This window comes from Nocardia sp. NPDC003269 (assembly GCF_042888005.1).
Lineage (GTDB): Bacteria > Actinomycetota > Actinomycetes > Mycobacteriales > Mycobacteriaceae > Nocardia.
In genome coordinates, this window is the sequence record NZ_JBIAPA010000004.1 from 322,958 (window position 1) to 341,938 (window position 18,981).

Here is an 18,981-nt window from a genome sequence, read left to right on the forward strand (position 1 = left end):
GGCCGCGCGCGACACCGGTTTTCGGTGCCGCGCGGCGGCCGGACCCCTTACTTCTCGTTCTCGTCGAGCAGCCCGCGACGCGCCCGCGACGCGTGCTTGCGCTCGGCCGCGCCGACCCGGCTGTTGTTCTCCAGTCGCACATCGGTGCCACGCCCGGTCGGCACGATGTCGACACCCGCGGACACCTGCGGCTCCCACTCGAACGACACGTCGCCGATGGTCACCGAGCACCCCGGCTCGGCACCCTGCTTGACCAGCTCCGCCTCGACACCGAGGCGGGCCAGCCGGTCGGCGAGGTAGCCGACGGCTTCGTCGTTGTCGAACTGGGTCTGGCGCACCCAGCGCTCCGGCCGGGTACCGCGCACGATGAAGCCACCCGGCTCCTGCGGATCGGCGATGACGCTGAACCCGGACTCGTCGGTCGCGATCGGGCGGATGATCTGGCGCTTGGGCGCGGCCTTGGGGTGATCCTCGCGATACTGGCGGACCATGTCGGCCAGCGCGAAGGTCAGCGGACGCAGTCCGGCGCGGCTCACCGCGGAGATCTCGAACACCGGCCAGCCGCGTTCGGTGAACTCGGCGGTCACCATCTCGGCCAGTTCGGCGGCGTCGGGGACATCGGTCTTGTTCAGGATGACCACGCGGGGCCGGTCGGCCAGATCGCCGAGGCTCGCGTCACCGGCCAGCGCCGGCTTGTACGCGGCCAGTTCGGCCTCGAGCGCGTCGACATCGGAGACCGGGTCACGGCCCGGTTCGAGGGTCGCGCAGTCGACCACGTGCGCGAGCACCGCGCAGCGCTCCAGGTGGCGCAGGAAGTCCAGGCCGAGGCCACGGCCGTCGCTGGCGCCGGGAATCAGACCCGGCACGTCGGCGACGGTGAAGGTGGTGTCGCCGCTGGCGACCACACCCAGGTTCGGGACCAGGGTGGTGAACGGGTAGTCGGCGATCTTGGGCTTGGCGGCCGAGAGCACCGACACCAGCGAGGACTTGCCCGCAGACGGGAACCCGACCAGGCCGACGTCGGCGACCGACTTCAGCTCCAGCACCAGGTCGAGCTCTTCGCCCTCTTCACCGAGCAGCGCGAAACCGGGCGCCTTGCGTGCCTTGGACGCCAGCGAGGCGTTGCCGAGACCGCCGCGACCGCCCTTGGCGACCACGAACTTGTTGCCCGCGCCGACCAGGTCGACGACGACCGCGCCGGCGGAATCGACCACCACGGTGCCGTCGGGCACCTTCAGCACCAGATCGGTGCCCATCTTGCCGTCGCGATTGCCGCCCTCGCCGGGCTTGCCGTTGCCTGCCTTGGCGTGCGGGTGGAAATGGAAGTCGAGCAGGGTGTGGACGTTGGCGTCGACCTCGAGGATCACGTCCCCGCCGTTGCCGCCGTTGCCGCCGTCGGGACCACCGAGCGGCTTGAACTTCTCACGATGCACCGAGGCGCAACCGTGTCCACCTCTACCGGCACGAACATGCAGCACGACGCGGTCGATGAATTTGGACATGGGTTGATCCTCCTCCTTCTGACTGGTCGATTGCGGTAAGGGTGGGCGAACACGACGGAGCGGGTCAGGGAAACAACCCTGACCCGCTCCGGTGTCCGTGGGGAGCTGACGCTCCAGGCGGTCAGGCCTGGGCCGGCTCCGGGACGACGATGTTGACGGTCTTGCGGCCACGCTTGGTGCCGAACTCGACCGCGCCCGCCGCGAGGGCGAACAGGGTGTCGTCGCCGCCACGACCGACGTTCACGCCGGGGTGGAAGTGGGTTCCGCGCTGACGGACGAGGATCTCGCCCGCGCTGACCTTCTGGCCACCGAAGCGCTTCACGCCGAGGCGCTGGGCGTTCGAATCACGACCGTTCCGGGAGCTGGATGCACCCTTCTTATGTGCCATTGCTTCGTCTCCTCGGGATGTCTTACTTGATGCCGGTGACCTTGATGACCGTCAGCGGCTGACGGTGACCCTGGCGCTTGTGGTAGCCGGTCTTGTTCTTGAACTTGTGGATCCGGATCTTCGGGCCCTTGGTCTGGTCGACGACCTCGGCGGCCACGGAGATCTTGGCCAGCTTGTCGGCGTCGGTGGTCAGATCGGCGCCGTCGACGACGAGAACCGGGGTCAGGGCCACGGCGGTGCCGGGCTCGCCCTCGATCTTCTCGACCTTCACCAGGTCACCGACCGCGACCTTGTACTGCTTTCCGCCGGTCTTGACGATTGCGTACGCTGCCATCGGTCGGCTTCCTCCACTCACGTTGGTCGTGCTCGTTTCACGTCACAGCTGCGCGACGCGTGTTCTTGACTGGGGCTCATTCCCGCGAACGGGGAGAGCAACGGTCACTTGCCTGCGGTATCACCCTGCCGTTCGGCTAGGTGCCCAATCGCGGGGCAGCGACCGACCTAGGTTACCAGACCGGTATCCACTCCCCCAATTCGGCCGGTCAGGGCCGGATCGGGGGCCTGCGCGCGAGGAGGGCTCCCCGCGCGCAGGTGGCCTCCTAGTTCGATTCGGCCGCGGGCGCGCCCGCCGGCCTGCCCACCGCGCGGCGGCGCGGCTTGCGGGCGGGGACGACGACCGGCTCGGCGGCGAAGTCCACCACCGCCGTGGCGGGCGGCTGCTCGCTCGTCGACAGGACGAACACCGCGCCCGCGCTGTCGGGGGCGGGTGCCGCCGTCGAGCGGGCCACCCGGCGCCTGCGCGGTGCGCGGGCAGCGGGCTCCTCGACGACCGGCTCCGGTTCGGGCTCGGCCTGCTCGGGCTCCGGCTCGGCGACCGCCTCGGCCGCGACGGGCTCCGGCTCGGCGTCCGCCGGGACCGGCTCCGGCTCGACCGGCGTCGGCTCGGCGACGGGCTCGGCCGCCGGGGTCTCGGCGGCGACGGCCGGGGCCGTCTCCTCGGCCGGGATGACCCCGGTCAGCGCGGGACTGTCGACCGCCGACTCGGCCTGGGCGGCCGCGCCCCGGCTCGACCGGCGCGACCGGGACCGCGAGCGCGAACGGGTCGGCTCGGCGGGCGTCTCCTCGGTGGCCACGGCCTCGGCCACGACCTCCTCGGCGGGCTCGCCGTCCTCACCGTGGTGGGCGGCCATCGCGAGCGCGACCGGGTGGGCCCGCTTGACCGCGATGTCCTCCTCACCGTGCTCGGCGGGAGCGGTGCCGTTGGTCGCCGGAGCGGCCGTGGCGGCGGGCTTGTCCTGGCTCTTGTCCTTGCCGCGACGACGCCGCGACGAGCCTTCCTTGGCCCGGCTGCCCGAGTCCTCGGCACCGGACCCGGCGTCGACCGGGTAGGAGTGCACGAGGATGCCGCGCCCGTGGCAGTGCTCACAGGTGGTGGAGAACGCCTCGACCAGACCGGTGCCCAGCTTCTTGCGGGTCATCTGGACCAGGCCGAGGGAGGTCACCTCCGACACCTGGTGACGGGTGCGGTCGCGGCCCAGTGCCTCGGTGAGGCGGCGCAGCACCAGGTCACGGTTGGATTCGAGCACCATGTCGATGAAGTCGACGACGATCATGCCGCCGATGTCGCGCAGCCGCATCTGGCGCACGATCTCCTCGGCCGCCTCCAGGTTGTTCCTGGTGACGGTCTCCTCCAGGTTGCTCGACCCGGAACCGGTGAACTTGCCTGTGTTGACGTCGACGACGGTCATCGCCTCAGTGCGGTCGATCACCAGGGTGCCGCCGGAGGGCAGCCACACCTTGCGGTCGAGCGCCTTGGCCAGCTGCTCGTCGATGCGGAAGGTCTCGAACACGTCGACACCGTTGTTCTCGTGCTGGTTCACCCGCGGCAGCAGGTCCGGCGCGACGGTGCGGACGTAGTTCTCGACGGTGCTCCAGGCCCGGTCACCTTCGATGACCAGCCTGGCGAAATCCTCGTTGAACAGGTCGCGGATCACCTTGACCAGCAGGTCCGGCTCCTCGTAGAGGGCCTTGGGCGCGTTGGACTCCTTGGCCGCGGCCTCCTCGATGGTGCGCCAGGTGGCCTGCAGCCGCTCGACGTCGCGGGCCAGTTCGGGCTCGCTGACGCCCTCGGACGCGGTGCGGATGATCACGCCCGCGTCGGCGGGCACGATCTCGCGCAGGATCTCCTTGAGCCGCTTGCGCTCGGTGTCGGGCAGCTTGCGGCTGATCCCGGTGGAGGTGCCGCCCGGCACGTACACCAGGAAGCGACCCGCGAGCGAGATCTGGGTGGTCAGGCGGGCGCCCTTGTGACCGACCGGGTCCTTGGACACCTGCACCAGCACCTGATCGCCGGGCTTGAGCGCCTGCTCGATCTTGCGCTCCTTGCCGCCCAGACCGGCGGCGTCCCAGTTCACCTCACCGGCGTAGAGCACGCCGTTGCGGCCACGGCCGATGTCGATGAACGCGGCCTCCATGCTGGGCAGCACGTTCTGCACCTTGCCGAGGTAGACATTGCCCACCATCGACGCCTGGCCGGAACTGGTCACGAAGTGCTCGACCAGGATGTTGTCCTCGAGCACCGCCACCTGGGTGGTGATCTGGTGCCCCGGCGCGTGCTCGGCGGCGTCGAACGACTTCTCCCGCACGACCATCACCCGGTCGACCGCCTCGCGGCGGGCCAGGAACTCCGACTCGGTCAGGATCGGCGGACGACGGCGACCGGCCTCCCGGCCGTCCCGGCGACGCTGCCGCTTGGCCTCGAGCCGGGTGGAACCGGAGATGCCCTGCACCTCGTCGGACCCGGCCCGGCCGCGGCTCTTGTTGCGCGGCTCGCGCTCGTGCACGACGGTGTTCGGCGGATCGTCGTCGGCGGCGTCGGCATCGCCACCCTCCCCGCCGACCTTGCGGCGGCGGCGACGGCGACGGCGACGGCTCGCGCCCTCGGGCTGGTTGTCGTCCTCGTCGTCGGACTCGGCGTCGGTGTCCTCGGCCTGCTCGGCCTCGTCGGTGGCGGCCTCCGACGACGCGGCAGACTCGTCGTCGGCGTCGTGCTCGGCGCCCTCGGTCTCGGTGTCGTCGCCGTCGGCGGACTGCTCGCCCCGGCCACGGCCGCGGCCACGGCGGCCACGGCGACGGCGGCGCGGCTGGCCGTCGGCGTCGTCGTTGTCACCGGCGGCGTCGGACTCGTCCTCGGCGTCGGTGGTCTCGGTCTCGGGCTCGACGTCGGCGACCGGCTCCTCGGTCCGCTTGGCCGTGCGCTCGGCCCGGCGGCGCTTGCGCGTCTCCTCGGCGGCGGTGGCATCCGGCGGCAGGAACAGCGGCGCGGTGAACGCGGGCGCGTCGAAGGCCGCGGCCTCGGCGGGCGCCGGGGTCTCGGTGGACCGATGGGTGAACAGATCGGTGTGCGCGTCGCTCGCGGCGAACACGCCCTCGGTGCTCGCGACGTCGGGCGCCGAGAACATCGGCGCGGGTGCCGTGGTGGAGTCGGCCGGCTGCTCGGCGACGGGGGTGGCGGGCGACGGTGCCGCCGCGGGGGTGGATGCTGGGGATTCGCCGGTCTCGGCGTCGGCGGCGGCGATCGCGTCGCGCACGGTCTCGGCGACCGCGCGATCCACATTCGATTGGACGCTGCGCGCCTCGGTCCCCAGTTCGGCCAGTTTGGCCAGGATGCGTTTGCTGGTCACTCCCAACCGCTTGGCCAGTGCATGAACTCGAATTCGCTCCGGCAATTGATCGGCATCCTGTTGTGTTGTGTCCAGCGGCTCTGTATCGGCCACGAAGTCTCCTCGGGCCCCCGGGCGCGTCCCTCCCCGGTACGGGAGTGACGCGGCCGACGCGGGGGCATCGTCCGTGCACCTCGTACCGATGGTACGAGGGTCATCTGGTCTCGCCCCGCGTGTCCGGTCTCACCTCGATCGATCTTCTGGCGGGCCAACCGGTCACGCGGCGCCTGGCTGTACGGCGTGACGCCGCGCTCCGAGCGCTCATCCAGCGTGCCTGCGCGGGCAACCCCAGCAACAGGGTCGTCCGTGGCAGCGATGATCGGCATCCAACCGCGGTGTCATCCGGTCATGTTCGTCACCGTCGTCGCGTACCTGCGCGACAGGCTGTCACCAACCGCCCTGTTCGAGCATCGGTGACGAACACATCCGTAGTCAGTATCCCATACGGTTCGCGCGGGGATCGCCATCGGCGCAACTCACGCGAACCTCGGCCGCTCGAGCCCGTCGCGTCCGCACCGGACGCGACGAGCGAGTACAGCGCGTTCAGGCAGGGAACTCGGGGAACCAGAGCGCGATCTCGCGCTTGGCGGACTCGGGCGAGTCGGAACCGTGAACGAGGTTGAACTGGGTCTCCAGACCGAAGTCACCGCGGATGGTGCCGGGGGTGGCCTTCTCGACCGGATCGGTGCCGCCGGCCAGCTGACGGAAAGCGGCGATCGCGCGCGGGCCCGACAGCACGGCCGCGACGACGGGGCCCGAGGTGATGAACTCGATCAGCGAACCGAAGAACGGGCGCTCGGCGTGCTCGGCGTAGTGCTCCTCGGCCAGCTCGGTCGACACGTTCTTCAGCTCCAGCGCCTCGAGGGTCAGGCCCTTGCGCTCGATACGGGCGAGCACCTCGCCGACGAGGCCACGGGAGACGCCGTCCGGCTTGATGAGTACCAAAGTCTGCTCAGTCACGGCGTCACTCTAACCGGCGTCGCCGCCCGGAGCCGAACTCGTGTCAGTTCGGCCACCCATTCGTTGACTGGGCAGTAGCCCCGCGTCCATCCGGCGCTGCACGTCCGAGCGCAGCACCAGGATGAACGCCCACACCGCGACGAACACCAGGCCGATGATCCCGATCGACAGGTGGATGAACGTGCCTGCCAGCAGCAGCACCTGCAGACCGATGTTGAACGGGATCGCCCACGGCTTGCGCTGCACACCGGCGCCAAGGATCATCAGCACCGCGAGCACCACCAGGTAGGTGCCGGACAACCAGGTGACCCCGCCGCCGACATCGGCGACCACCGGCAGCGCCAGCAGCACCACGATGGCCTCGAGGACCAGGGTGCCCGCCATGACCCCGCGCAGACCCTTCCACGGGTCGGTGGTGGGCGGTGGAACCTCACTCATGCCGGAGCCTTTCCGAAGAGGGCGCGCGCGGCGCCCGCGGTCACCACCGAGCCGGTGACCACGACGCCGGCGCCCGAGATCACGTCACCGTCGTCGCCCGCCTGCTCGGCCAGGGCGATCGCCGATTCCAGCGCGTCGGGCAGGGTCTCGGCGGTGATCACCCGCTCGTCGCCGAAGCGCTGCACGGCCAGGTCGGCGAGCGCGTCGACGTCCATCGCCCGCGGTGACCCGTTGCTGGTGACCACGATCTCGTCGAAGACCGGTTCCAGCGCGTCGAGGATGCCCGCCGCGTCCTTGTCCGCGAGCACGGCGACGACGCCGACCAGCTTGCGGAAGTCGAACTCGGTGGTCAGGGTGTTCGCCAGCGCCGTCGCGCCAGCGGGATTGTGCGCCGCGTCGACGAAGATGGTGGGCGCGTTGCGCATCCGCTCCATCCGGCCCGGACTGGCCGCGCTCGCGAAACCCGCGCGCACGGCCTCGATGTCGAGCTGACGATCGGCGCCGGCGCCGAAGAACGCCTCCACCGCGGCCAGCGCGAGCGAGGCGTTGCGGGCCTGGTGCTCGCCGTGCAGCGGCAGGAAGATCTCGTCGTAGACGCCGCCGAGCCCCTGCAGGGTCAGCAGCTGACCGCCGACCGCGACGGCCCGCTCCAGCACCCGGAACTCCGCGCCCTCGCGGGCGACCGCGGCGTCGGCCTCGACGGCGCGGCGCAGCAGCACGTCCATCACCTCGGGCTCCTGCTCGGCGATCACCGCGACGGTGTCGACCGGGATCAGCGCCTCGGGGGCGCGCTTGATGATCCCGGCCTTCTCCTTGGCGATCGAGGGGAGATCGGGGCCGAGGTACTCGGTGTGGTCGAGGCCGATCGGGGTGATCACCGCGACCTGCCCGTCGATGACATTGGTCGCGTCCCAGGTGCCGCCCATGCCGGTCTCGACCACGGCCACGTCGACCGGCGCCTCGGCGAAGGCGGCGTAGGCCATGCCGGTGAGCACCTCGAACTTGCTCATGGCCGGGCCGCCGGCCGCCTCGGACTGCTGGTCGATCATCCCGATGTAGGGCTCGAGCTCGCGGAAGGTCTCCACGTAGCGGGCCGGGCTGATCGGCGCGTTGTCGATGCTGATCCGCTCGGTCGCCAGCTGCAGGTGCGGGCTGGTGATCCGGCCGGTGCGCCGGTGCAGCGCGGTGAGCAGGGCGTCGATCATCCTGGTCACCGACGTCTTGCCGTTGGTGCCCGCGACGTGGATCCCCGGATAGTTGCGCTGCGGGTTGCCCAGCAGGTCCATCAGCGTGCTGATCCTGGTCAGCGACGGCTCGATCTTGGTCTCGGGCCAGCGCTTGTCCAGCTCGGCCTCGACCAGCGCCATCTCGGCCAGGTCGACCGGCGACGGTCCGGCGCCGAGCGGAGCCGGGTGGTGGTCGTCGGCTTCGTACTGCGGCTCCGGCTCGTCGTTCACTTGCCGCTCAGCTCCGCCAGCCGGGCACCGATGCGCGCGACTTCGGCCGCGGCCACATCCCGGCGGCCGGTGATCTTGTCGACGACCTGCTGCGGCGCCTTGGCCAGGAACGCCTCGTTGCCCAGCTTGGCCGTCGTGGTGTCGAGGTCCTTCTGCGCGACCGCGAGATCCTTCTCCAGCCTGCGGCGTTCGGCGTCGAGGTCGATCGCGCCGGAGGTGTCGAGCCGCACGGTGACCGTCGCGCCGGACAGGCGCACCTGCACCTCGGCGGTGGTGGCGAAGTCGTCGCCGGGTTCGGTCAGCCGGGCCAGGTTGGCCACCGAGCCGGCGAACCCGCCGAGTCCGGCCTCGTCCAGGCCGACCAGCGTGGCCTTCACCTTCTGCTTGTCGGCCAGGCCCTGGTCGCTGCGGAAGCGGCGGATCTCGGTGATCAGGCGCTGCGCGTCGGCGACCCGCTGCGCGGCCACGCTGTCGGTGGCCACGCCGCTCGCCGTCGGCCACGGGGCGACGACCACCGAGTCGCCGCCGGTCAGCGCCTTCCACAGGGTCTCGGTGACGAACGGGATCACCGGGTGCAGCAGACGCAGCACCGCGTCGAGCACCGTGCCGAGCACCACCGCGGTGCTCTCGGCGCGGGCGTCGGACTCGGCGAACTGGACCTTGGACAGCTCCAGGTACCAGTCGCACAGCTCGTCCCAGGCGAAGTGGTAGAGCGCCTCGCAGGCCTTGCCGAACTCGTAGGCGTCGAAGGCGGCGTCGACCTCTGCGCGCACCTCGTCGAGCCGGTCCACGATCCAGCGGTCGGTGTCGGTGAGGGTCTCGCGCGGCGGCAGCTCACCCGAGCGGGCGCCGTTCATCAGCGCGAACTTGGTGGCGTTGAACAGCTTGGTGACGAAGCTGCGCGAGGCCAGCGCGTGCGGTTCGCCGACCGAGAGGTCGCCGCCCGGCTGGGCGCCGCGGGCCAGGGTGAAGCGCAGCGCGTCGGCGCCGTAGGAGTTGATCCAGTCCAGCGGGTCGATGCCGTTGCCGCGCGACTTCGACATCTTCTTGCCGAACTGGTCGCGGATCAGGCCGTGCAGGAAGACGTCCTCGAACGGCACCTGCTTCTGGCCGCCCTTGCCGACGGTGAGCACCGGGTCGTCGCTGACGAACATGCCGAACATCATCATCCGGGCCACCCAGAAGAACAGGATGTCGTAGCCGGTGACGAGCACGCTGGTCGGATAGAACTTGGCCAGCTCCGGGGTGGCGTCGGGCCAGCCCATCGTGGAGAACGGCCACAGGCCCGAGGAGAACCAGGTGTCGAGGACGTCCGGGTCCTGCACCCAGCCCTCGGGGGCTTCCTCGTCGGGGCCGAGGCAGACGATCTCGCCCTCGGGGCCGTACCAGATCGGGATGCGGTGACCCCACCACAGCTGGCGCGAGATGCACCAGTCGTGCATGTTGTCGACCCAGTCGAACCAGCGCGGCTCCTGGCTGGCCGGATGGATCTTCACGTCGCCCTCGCGCACGGCGTCGCCGGCGGCCTTGGCCAGCGACTCGACCTTGACCCACCACTGCATCGACAGGCGCGGCTCGATCGGCTCGCCGGAGCGCTCGGAGTGGCCGACGCTGTGCGCGTAGGGCCGCTTCTCGGCGACCACGCGGCCCTCGGACTGGAGGCGCTCGCGCACCTTCACCCGTGCCTCGAAACGGTCCATACCGTCGAATTCGGTTCCGGTGCCGGTGATCCGGCCGCCCTCGTCCATGATCGTCGGCATCGGCAGGTTGTGCCGCAAGCCCATCTCGAAGTCGTTGGGGTCGTGCGCGGGGGTGATCTTCACCGCGCCGGTACCGAACTCCGGGTCGACGTAGTCGTCGGCGATGATCGGGATCTGGGTGCCGGTGATCGGGTGGTAGACGGTGGTGCCGATCATCGCGGCGTAGCGCGGATCGTCGGGGTGCACGGCCACGGCGGTGTCACCGAGCATCGTCTCCACCCGGGTGGTCGCGACGACGACGTACGGCTCGTTGTCGTCGAGCGAGCCGTAGCGCAGCGAGACGAGCTCGCCGTCGACGTCCTTGTAGTCCACCTCGAGGTCGGAGATGCCGGTCTTGAGCACCGGCGACCAGTTCACCAGCCGCTCGGCCCGGTAGATCAGGCCCGCGTCGTACATCTTCTTGAAGATGGTGCGGACGGCGCGCGAGAGGCCCTCGTCCATGGTGAAGCGGTCGCGGCTCCAGTCGACGCCGTCACCGAGGCGGCGCATCTGCGCCTGGATCGCGCCACCGGATTCGCGCTTCCAGTCCCAGACCTTGTCGATGAACAGCTCGCGGCCGAAGTCCTCTTTGGTCTTGCCGTCGACGGCCAGCTGCTTCTCCACCACGGTCTGGGTGGCGATGCCGGCGTGGTCCATGCCGGGCAGCCACAGCACCTCGTAGCCCTGCATCCGCTTGCGGCGGGTGAGGGTGTCCATGAGGGTGTGATCGAGGGCGTGGCCCATGTGCAGGGTGCCGGTGACGTTCGGCGGCGGCAGCACGATCGAGTAGGCGGGCTTGCCGCTGGTCGCGTCGGCGCCGAAGTATCCGGCGGCTACCCAGCCCTCGTACAGGTCGGCCTCTACCTCGCTGGGGTTCCAGCTCTTGGGCAGGGCATCGGCACGATTACGCGAGTTGTCTGGGGCTGCGCTGGTCACGCCCCAATCCTAAGGGGCGCCGCCTCGGCGGCTTACCACCACCTCCGGCGGTCGGCCCCGGAGAAAAACAGAGACGGAATCTTCGGTGGATGAGGGACACCGAAGACTCCGTCTACCCCTGTGATACTACCGGCGATTCGCGGTGGCCAGGGGAATCCATAGGCAATTCTCAGCTTCAGGTTGCCGCGCGAGTAACTTTTGTTTCCCGGCCACAACGTCACGCGGAAGTTGTTGTGAGCCAACCGGCTCCGACGAAGATCCGGGTAATCCCCGATTGCCGAATTGTCCGTTTTCGCGGATTCTGGAGAGGGTGACGCCCCCGCTCGATTCCGCCGCCTCTCCCCCGCCCCGCGCCGCGCGCACCCGGACCGTCCGGCCCGCCGCGCTGCTCGACCTGCGCGCGGGCGAGGTCGACGAGCTCCACTACCCCGCCGCCAGCGTGCTGGTCTTCGCCGGTGTGCCCGGCGCGGGCAAATCCACTGCGCTACACCGCTTCTTCGCCGCCGGACCGGAGGCCGAGCAGCCGGTGCGCACGGCCTCGGGCGCGCTGGTGCTCGATTCCAACCACACCCGCAACCGGCTCCGGCACCGGCTCGGCCTGCTGCCGTACCCGCTGTGGCGACCCCTGGTGCACCTCGCGCACTACCGCGCCATCCGCGCCGCGCTGCACACCGCCGAGGGACCGGTGGCCATCCACGACTGCGCCACCTTCGGCTGGAGCCGCGCGCTGATCGCGCGCTGGGCCCGCGAGGGTCGCCGGGAACTGCACATGGTGCTGATCGATGTGCCCGCGACGCAGGCCAGGGACGGGCAGATCACCCGGGGCAGGCGGGTCAACGGGGTGGCATTCACCGCGCACTGCCGCCGGTGGGAGCACATGATGCGCGACCTCGGCGCGCGCGATGCGGGGCCGCTTCCGGCGGACCCGGCGCAGCTGGAGTCGGCATCGGTGGTGATCGTCGACCGCCCGACTCTGAGCGCGGTCGCCCGCATCACCTTCGACGCCGCCTGAGCCGCCACGCGCCGCTCCCACCGAGCTGCCGGGGCCCCCGGCGTTACCCGGCGCGAGTCGAGCGCCGGGGGTACGACCAACCCCACCACGCGGACCCCGGCACGCTCGACGACGACCGCGGGTCCGCGGCAAGCACCAGCGCAGACCACGCGGTCAACACCCGTCCGAGGCACCGGCCCAGGCCGCGCCGCCTGGACCCGCCTAGGGCACCAGTACCGTCAGCGCGCCCGGCATCGCCTGCACGGTGACCGGCAGCATCCCCGCCGGCTCGCCGTCCGCGGTGGCGTAACCGCCGTCGGCGCTGACGGTGATCCGCCGGGCGCGGTAGCGCTTGGTGGACGGATGGTCGATCCGCTTGCCCGCCGACAGCGCGGGCAACAGCCGTGCCATCTCCAGCCGGGAGACCGCGCCGACCACGGTGATGTCGAGGTAGCCGTCGTCGGCGACCGCCTCCGGGCAGACCAGCATGCCGCCACCGTAGGTGCGGGTGTTGCCGATCGGGGCCATCACGGCGTCGGTGTGCACGACCGTGTGCTCGCCCTCGGGGTTGTCGAGGGCGCCGGGCGCCAGGCCCGACAGCTCGATCGTGAACGGCAGCGTGTAGCCGCGCATCAGCTCGGCCACCGCGGCCACGGTGTAGCGCAGCGGGCCGCGCGGGTAGCGCATCTTGTTGGCGCGCAGGGTGACCCGCGCGTCGAACCCGGTGCCGACGACGGTGGCGAACCAGGTGGGCGTCGCGTACGTCGACTCGATCCGGCCGAGGTCGATGTGACGGACCCGCCCGCGCAGCACGATGTCGGTGGCCGCCTCCGGATTACCGGTCGGGATGCCGAGTTCCCTGGCCAGGTCGTTGCCGGTGCCCGCGGGGACGAGGCCGAGCGGCACCGTGCTGTGCGCGACCGCGGCCAGCAGCACGTTCATCAGCCCGTCGCCGCCGACGCAGAGCACCGCGTCGGGCCTGCGGAGCTCGCTGGTCACGGCCGCCCTGACCTGCTCGACGGATTCGGCCGCGCTGGGCGCGCGGACCTCGGCCACCTCGACGCCCTGCGCCAGCAACCGCTCCAGCACGGCCTCGGCGACACCGTCGCCCCGGCCCGCGCCCGAATGCGGATTGGTGACGACGAGCACGCGTCGCACCGCGAGTTCACTCACGACTCCACCTCACCGGGACTCGGCGCCGTCGTGCGCGACCGCGCGCGACGGTTCTGGATCACTCGCCGAGACTCCCTCACGGCACCAGCTTTCCAGGATTCAGCACGCCGGCGGGGTCGAGTTCCCGCTTCACCGCGCGCAGTACGCGAACACCCAGGTCACCGATCTCCGACTGCATCCACGGACGGTGGTCGGCGCCGACGGCGTGGTGATGGGTGATGGTGCCGCCCGCGGCGATGATCGCGTCGCCGACCGCCGACTTGGCGATCCGCCACTGCGCGATCGGATCGTCGAGCTGCTTGGCGACGATGGTGAAGTACAGCGAGGCGCCGGTCGGGTAGGTGTGCGAGATGTGGCACATCACCAGGGCGGGCGTGCCCTGCGCGCCGAGCGAATCCATCAGCGCCCCGGTCACCTTGGTCTTCAGGTTCGACAGGTTCGCCCAGGTGGTCGCGGTCTCCAGGGTCTCGCACAGCACGCCGACGTCGAGCAGCGCGTCCCGCAGGTACGGCGCGGCGAAGCGGCCGTGCTCCCACTGCTGGGCCGGCGCCTCACCCAGCGCGGTGCCACCGGCGGCGGTGAGCAGCCCGCTCGCCTCCAGCGCGCGGGCGGCGACGTGCGCCTCGGTGCCCTCGTAGGTGGTGATGGCCAGGCAGCCGGTGACCGGCGCGCCGCCGATGTCCCCGGAGCGGGCCAGGTTCAGCCCGGTCTCGGCCTCGTCGGACAGGCGAAGCACGGTCGGCGCGGCGCCGGTCTGCACCAGGGTGCGCAGCGCGGCGGCGCCGGTGGCGAAGTCGGGGAACGACCAGGCCTGGTAAGCCGTGGTCGCCGGGACCGGGTGCACACGCAGCGTGACCGAGGTGATGATGCCCAGGGTGCCCTCGGAGCCGACGAACAGCTCCCGCAGGTCCGGCCCGGCGGCCGAGGCGGGCGCGCGCCCGAGTTCCACGGTGCCCTGCGGGGTGGCGACGACCAGGCGCTCGACCATGTCGTCGAAGCGGCCGTAGCCCGCCGAGGCCTGACCGGACGACCTGGTCGCGGCGAACCCACCGATGGTGGCGAACTCGAAGCTCTGCGGGAAGTGCCCCAGCGACAGCCCGTGCGCGCCGAGCAGCTTCTCGGCCTGCGGACCGGTGACGCCGGCGCCGAGGGTGGCGAGCCCGCTCACCGGGTCGACGCCGGTGAGGGTGTCGAGCCTGCGCAGATCCAGCGCGATGACGGTGTCGAACTGCCCGCGCACCGGGTCGACGCCGCCGACCACGCTGGTGCCGCCGCCGAACGGGACGACCGCGACGGCGTGCTCGGAGCAGTAGGCCAGCAGCGCGAGGACCTGTGCGTGATCGGCCGGGAAGACGATGGCGTCCGGCGCGTCCTGCGGGCCGGTGGCCCGGCGCCGGAGAAGATCGGGAGTGCTCTTGCCGCCCGCGTGACGCAGCCGGGCGACATTCTCGGTACTGAGATTTTCGTCACCGACGATAGCGGCGATCCCGGCGCGGTCGGTGTCGGTGAGGGTGGCGGGGCGCAGCGGCACGTCGCCCTCGTCGCGACGCGCCACCGGCTCGCCCGAGATGCCGAACACCTGCGCGAGCAGGCCACGGATCTGCGCCGACAGGGGCTGGTGTCCAGCGGGGACACCCCAGGCGTCCCACACCATACTCGGCGGCAGGGTGGCGGCACCGGAATTTTCGGGTTGCGTCTCGACCATGCGTTACATTCTGACATATAGTGTCAAGCAGTAACCAGTACGATATGTCCTCGAGTCGACATCCGATCGCTGTCGGATGTCACTGCCCCGCATTCACGACACCGACCCCGCTGGCCCGCTCGATACCCTTGAGCGTTCCAGCTCGACCACGGCGCCCCTTCCGGCGCCGCCGAACACACCGGGGTGAAGCACGATGATCGACATCGCAACCAACGCGGACGAGCAACTCTCGCCCACCGACGTGGCGATCCTCGATGCCACGCGCGCCTGTGTCGTCGATTTCGGTGTCCGTCGCACCACGCTCACCGAGGTGGCGCGCCGCGCCGGGGTCAGCAGGCCGACGGTGTACCGGCGCTGGCCCGACACCGGGTCGCTGATCGCCGAGCTCCTGGTCCGTGAGTTACGCACGATCGTCGGCGAGACCATGCCCGAGATCGGCCTCGGCCGGGACCGGCTGGTGCGCGGCATCGTCGCCGGTGCGGCCGCGATCCGGGCGAACGCGGTGTTCGCCAAGATCTTCCGGACCGACACCGACCTCATGCTCACCTATGTGTTCGGCAGGCTGGGGCGCAACCAGCGCACGCTGATCGAGCTGTTCGCGACCGCGATCCGGCTCGGCCACGACGACGGTTCGATCCGGGCGGGCGACGCCGAGCAGATGGCGACCATGCTGCTGCTCATCACCCAGTCCGCGGTGCAATCCGCGGGCACGGTGGAGCCGCTGCTGGCCGGTGCGCAGTTCGACGCGGAGCTGTCGAGGGCGATCGAGGGTTACCTGCTCCCTCCTCGCGACAAGGACTGTGATGACTCCTGATTCGAAGGCCGCCCTGCACGCGACCCGCCGCACCGCCGACCTGGCCGCGCTGGGCGATCGCCCCGAGGTCGACGTGCTGGTGATCGGCGGCGGCGTGACCGGCGCCGGCGTCGCGCTCGACGCCGCCTCCCGCGGACTGCGCACGCTGCTCATCGAGCGCACCGACTTCGCGTTCGGCACCAGCCGCTGGAGTTCGAAGCTGGTGCACGGCGGTCTGCGCTACCTGGCCAGCGGGCGGGTCGGCATCGCGCACGAGAGCGCGGTCGAGCGCGGCGTCATGCTGCGCACCACCGCGCCGCACCTGGTGCGCCCGCTGCCCCAGCTGGTGCCGCTGCTGCCCGGCATCAAGGCGTCCCAGAGTGCGCTCATCCGCGCGGGTTTCGCCGCCGGTGACGCGCTGCGCGTCGCCGCCCGCACCTCCGCCGACACCCTGCCCCGCTCCCGCCGGGTCGCCGCCGCCGAGGCGCTGCGCCTGGCCCCGACCGTGCGCCGCGATGGCCTGCGCGGCGGCCTGCAGGCCTGGGACGGCCAGCTCGTCGACGACGCGCGCCTGGTCGTCGCCCTGGCCCGCACCGCGGCCGCGCACGGCGCGACCGTGCTCACCAGGGCGGAAGCCGTGACGGCGAGCGGTGATTCGGTCCAGCTGCGCGACACGATCACCGGCGAGACGCTGACCGTGCGGGCCCGCGCCGTGATCAACGCGACCGGTGTGTGGGCGGGCGAGGTCGACCACAGCATCAAGCTGCGGCCCAGCCGCGGCACCCACCTGGTGTTCGACGCCGCCGCGTTCGGCGGCCTGAGCGCCGCGCTGACGGTGCCGGTCCCCGGCAGCATCAGCCGCTTCGTGTTCGCGCTGCCCGCCGCGCACGGCCGCGTCTACCTCGGTCTCACCGACGAGGAGGCGCCGGGCCCGATCCCCGACGAGCCGCAGCCCACCGAATCCGAGATCGACTTCCTGCTCGACACCATCAACACCGCGCTGCGGGAACCGTTGACCCGCGCCGATATCCGTGGCCGCTTCGCCGGTCTGCGCCCGCTGCTCGAGACCGCCGACGACAGCACCGCCGACATCTCCCGCGAGCACGCGGTCCTCACCTCCCCCGACGGCCTGATCACCGTCGTCGGCGGCAAGCTCACCACCTACCGCCAGATGGCGCAGGACGCCGTCGACGCCGCCGTCGCCCACGCCGGGCTGCCCGCGTCGGCCTGCCGGACGACCAGGCTCCCCCTGGTCGGCGCCGTCGCCGGCGCGGCCCGCGACCGCATCGACGCGCCCCCGGTCCTGATCGAGCGCTACGGCAGCGAAGCGGGCCGGATCGTCTCGGCCTGGCTGGCCGACCCGTCGCTGCGCGAGCCGGTCGCCCCCGGAATCGATGTCACCGCCGCCGAATTCGACTTCGCCATCAGCCATGAGGGCGCCCTCACGGTCGACGACCTGCTCGACCGCCGCACCCGCATCGGCCTGGTCCCCGAGGACCGCGCCGCCGCCACCCCCGCCGCCGAGGCCGCTTTCGCCAGGGCTGTCGTCGGCAGCTGACCGCGCCGCCCTGCACGACTTCGCGCACTGGCGCGACCGACCGCCACCCCGGCGCGGCTGCGCGCACTGGCCCGACCGACCGCCACCCCGGCACGGCTTCACGCACTGGCGCGACCGACCGCCACCCCGGCACGGCTTCGCGCACTGGCGCGACCGACTGCCACCCGGGCGCGGCTGCGCACAGCGGTCCGACCGACTGCCACCCCGGTGCGGCGCGGTGGTCCGGCGGACCGAGCCACCCTGCGCCGATCGCCCGGCCGCTCGCATCGGCGGCCGGGCGACCGTCAGCCGTAGATCCAGGTGTCCAGGTCGGCGCGCATGCAGGCGCGGGGCCATTCGTCGAGGCCGTGGGCGATTTCGGCGGCGCGGATGGCGCGCAGCTCCGGTGTCTCGTCGGCGACCGGGATGTAGGTGAACCCGAGCCGCTCGTAGTACGGGCCGTTCCACGGGACCTCGGTGAACGTGGTGAGGGTGATCTCGCGCAGCCCACGCTCTTTCGCCCAGCGGACGGCGTGGTCGATCAGGCGTTTGCCGATGCGCAGCCCGGCGTGGGCCGGGTCCACCGAGACCTGGTCCACGTGCGGCTCGCCGTCGACCATGCCGAGCACCAGGTAGCCGATGGCGCGACCGGTCTCGTCGGGCCAGACCCAGGCGCGCCCCGCGGTGATGTAGTCGCGCAGGGTGTCGGCGGGCGGCGGGTCGTCGTCGGCGACCGCGGTCATCCCAACCGCGGCGAACGGGGCGCCCGCACGCTGCTCGATCTCCTGCAGCACCGGGATCTCGGCCTCGGTCGCGGGCCGGAGGGGACCGCCGCTCGCCCGCGGTCGCTCGGCGATCCCCGACTCGTCGACGCCGGTCATCGCGCGTCCACCGGGGTGGCGAGGATGCCGTTGAGCATGGCGCGCAGCGCCCACCGGCCGCGCGCGTCGCCGTCGCCCGCGAGCATCTGCTCGCGCAGCGCGACGATCGTCGGGTAGCGCTCGGCGGGCAGTTCGGCGAAGCGCCCGCCGATCTCGGCGAGGTAGTCCGACTCGGTGCCGCCCTGGGTGTTGTAGGCCGCCTGCTCGGCCGCCTCGGCGGTGATGTGCAGATGGATCAGGTCGACGGCCCAGGAGGCGGTCGCCGGATCGAGGCCGCCCTCGCGCAGCAGCGCCAGCAGCTGTTCGATCAGGCCGAGCGCGTGTTCGGTGGTCGGGATCCGGCCGAACGCGACCAGGGCCAGCCCCTCGTGCCTGCCCAGCACCTCGATGGCGCGCTCGACGACGGCGGTCAGGCGCGCCCGCCAGTCGCCGTCGGCGGGCGTGGTGACGGTGGACAGGACATGATCGAGCATGCCGGTCATCAGGTCGTCGCGGTTGGCGACGTAGACGTAGAGCGACGCGGCGCCGGTGTCGAGCTCCTGGGCGACCCGGCGCATGGTGAGCGCGGCCAGGCCGTCGCTGTCGAGGATGCGCAGACCGGTCTCGATGACGACCTCGCGGCTCAACGGCGCCTTCGCCGGTCGGGCCCGGCGGCTGACGGGTGCGGCGTTCATGCGCCGATCATACGTGGGCCACGAACGACGTTTGACACGAACAATGTTCGTACGGCTCGATGGACGACTCCCGCGGGCCTCGCTG

15 protein-coding genes are annotated in these 18,981 nt (G+C 71.5%); 3 read left to right on the forward strand and 12 right to left on the reverse strand.

The features are described from left to right. Nucleotides 1-47 precede the first annotated feature (47 nt). The 8 genes from obgE to ACFYWJ_RS29780 form a co-directional block, all read right to left on the reverse strand. Complete coding sequence (gene obgE, locus ACFYWJ_RS29745; protein ID WP_355277126.1) at nt 48-1,502, reverse strand: GTPase ObgE; 1,455 nt, start codon at nt 1,500-1,502, stop codon at nt 48-50. A gap of 121 nt (nt 1,503-1,623) precedes the next feature. Further along, on the reverse strand, nt 1,624-1,890 hold the full coding sequence (gene rpmA / locus ACFYWJ_RS29750) for a 50S ribosomal protein L27 (RefSeq protein ID WP_022567181.1): 267 nt from the start codon (nt 1,888-1,890) through the stop codon (nt 1,624-1,626). Nucleotides 1,891-1,912: 22 nt separating this feature from the next. Beyond that, nucleotides 1,913-2,224, reverse strand: coding sequence for a 50S ribosomal protein L21 (rplU, locus tag ACFYWJ_RS29755; RefSeq protein ID WP_110039506.1), 312 nt, complete (start codon nt 2,222-2,224; stop codon nt 1,913-1,915). Between the two features lie 265 nt (nt 2,225-2,489). Next, nucleotides 2,490-5,666: a translation initiation factor IF-2 N-terminal domain-containing protein gene (locus ACFYWJ_RS29760; protein WP_355277123.1), complete on the reverse strand. Its 3,177-nt coding sequence runs from the start codon at nt 5,664-5,666 to the stop codon at nt 2,490-2,492. A gap of 489 nt (nt 5,667-6,155) precedes the next feature. After that, complete coding sequence (gene ndk, locus ACFYWJ_RS29765; protein WP_218721467.1) at nt 6,156-6,572, reverse strand: nucleoside-diphosphate kinase; 417 nt, start codon at nt 6,570-6,572, stop codon at nt 6,156-6,158. A gap of 9 nt (nt 6,573-6,581) precedes the next feature. Continuing rightward, nucleotides 6,582-7,010, reverse strand: coding sequence for a DUF4233 domain-containing protein (locus ACFYWJ_RS29770; RefSeq protein WP_355277120.1), 429 nt, complete (start codon nt 7,008-7,010; stop codon nt 6,582-6,584). Continuing rightward, nucleotides 7,007-8,377 (reverse strand): folylpolyglutamate synthase/dihydrofolate synthase family protein, encoded by a 1,371-nt coding sequence (locus tag ACFYWJ_RS29775; RefSeq protein ID WP_355277198.1) that lies wholly within the window; start codon nt 8,375-8,377, stop codon nt 7,007-7,009. Before ACFYWJ_RS29775 ends, ACFYWJ_RS29770 begins: the two co-directional genes overlap by 4 nt. Nucleotides 8,378-8,463: 86 nt before the next feature. Beyond that, on the reverse strand, nt 8,464-11,142 hold the full coding sequence (locus tag ACFYWJ_RS29780; RefSeq protein ID WP_355277117.1) for a valine--tRNA ligase: 2,679 nt from the start codon (nt 11,140-11,142) through the stop codon (nt 8,464-8,466). A 310-nt stretch (nt 11,143-11,452) separates the two neighbouring features. Between ACFYWJ_RS29780 and ACFYWJ_RS29785 the strand changes: the two genes are divergently transcribed. Then, entirely contained in the window at nt 11,453-12,154 is a 702-nt protein-coding gene (locus tag ACFYWJ_RS29785; RefSeq protein WP_355277115.1) for an AAA family ATPase, read from the forward strand. 201 nt (nt 12,155-12,355) lie between these two features. Here the strand turns inward: ACFYWJ_RS29785 and ACFYWJ_RS29790 are convergent, their stop codons facing one another. Beyond that, the gene (locus tag ACFYWJ_RS29790) at nt 12,356-13,306 is read right to left on the reverse strand and encodes a YegS/Rv2252/BmrU family lipid kinase (RefSeq protein WP_355277112.1); all 951 of its coding nucleotides are present in this window, start codon (nt 13,304-13,306) and stop codon (nt 12,356-12,358) included. Nucleotides 13,307-13,382: 76 nt separating this feature from the next. Beyond that, a complete protein-coding gene (locus ACFYWJ_RS29795; protein WP_355277110.1) occupies nt 13,383-15,011 on the reverse strand; it encodes an FAD-binding oxidoreductase in 1,629 nt (542 codons plus the stop codon). A 193-nt stretch (nt 15,012-15,204) separates the two neighbouring features. On the opposite strand from ACFYWJ_RS29795, the gene ACFYWJ_RS29800 reads away from it, so the two are divergent. Further along, nucleotides 15,205-15,825, forward strand: a complete 621-nt coding sequence (locus tag ACFYWJ_RS29800) for a helix-turn-helix domain-containing protein (RefSeq protein ID WP_316573868.1) — start codon at nt 15,205-15,207, stop codon at nt 15,823-15,825. Then, a complete protein-coding gene (locus ACFYWJ_RS29805) occupies nt 15,815-17,362 on the forward strand; it encodes a glycerol-3-phosphate dehydrogenase/oxidase (RefSeq protein ID WP_355277108.1) in 1,548 nt (515 codons plus the stop codon). Before ACFYWJ_RS29800 ends, ACFYWJ_RS29805 begins: the two co-directional genes overlap by 11 nt. A 284-nt stretch (nt 17,363-17,646) precedes the next feature. On the opposite strand, the gene ACFYWJ_RS29810 is transcribed toward ACFYWJ_RS29805, so the two are convergent. After that, entirely contained in the window at nt 17,647-18,222 is a 576-nt protein-coding gene (locus ACFYWJ_RS29810; protein ID WP_355277105.1) for a GNAT family N-acetyltransferase, read from the reverse strand. Next, nucleotides 18,219-18,896 carry a TetR/AcrR family transcriptional regulator gene (locus tag ACFYWJ_RS29815; protein ID WP_355277103.1) on the reverse strand — a complete coding sequence of 226 codons (678 nt, stop codon included), beginning with the start codon at nt 18,894-18,896 and terminating at the stop codon, nt 18,219-18,221. Before ACFYWJ_RS29815 ends, ACFYWJ_RS29810 begins: the two co-directional genes overlap by 4 nt. Nucleotides 18,897-18,981: the final 85 nt, after the last annotated feature.

Coding starts and splice junctions, on each gene's coding strand:
- obgE (WP_355277126.1), bottom strand. CDS start 1,502: ATGTCCAAATTCATCGACCGCGTCGTGCTGCATGTTCGTGCCGGTAGA.
- rpmA (WP_022567181.1), bottom strand. CDS start 1,890: ATGGCACATAAGAAGGGTGCATCCAGCTCCCGGAACGGTCGTGATTCG.
- rplU (WP_110039506.1), bottom strand. CDS start 2,224: ATGGCAGCGTACGCAATCGTCAAGACCGGCGGAAAGCAGTACAAGGTC.
- ACFYWJ_RS29770 (WP_355277120.1), bottom strand. CDS start 7,010: ATGAGTGAGGTTCCACCGCCCACCACCGACCCGTGGAAGGGTCTGCGC.
- ACFYWJ_RS29775 (WP_355277198.1), bottom strand. CDS start 8,377: ATGGCGCTGGTCGAGGCCGAGCTGGACAAGCGCTGGCCCGAGACCAAG.
- ACFYWJ_RS29795 (WP_355277110.1), bottom strand. CDS start 15,011: ATGGTCGAGACGCAACCCGAAAATTCCGGTGCCGCCACCCTGCCGCCG.
- ACFYWJ_RS29800 (WP_316573868.1), top strand. CDS start 15,205: ATGATCGACATCGCAACCAACGCGGACGAGCAACTCTCGCCCACCGAC.
- ACFYWJ_RS29805 (WP_355277108.1), top strand. CDS start 15,815: ATGACTCCTGATTCGAAGGCCGCCCTGCACGCGACCCGCCGCACCGCC.
- ACFYWJ_RS29810 (WP_355277105.1), bottom strand. CDS start 18,222: ATGACCGGCGTCGACGAGTCGGGGATCGCCGAGCGACCGCGGGCGAGC.
- ACFYWJ_RS29815 (WP_355277103.1), bottom strand. CDS start 18,896: ATGAACGCCGCACCCGTCAGCCGCCGGGCCCGACCGGCGAAGGCGCCG.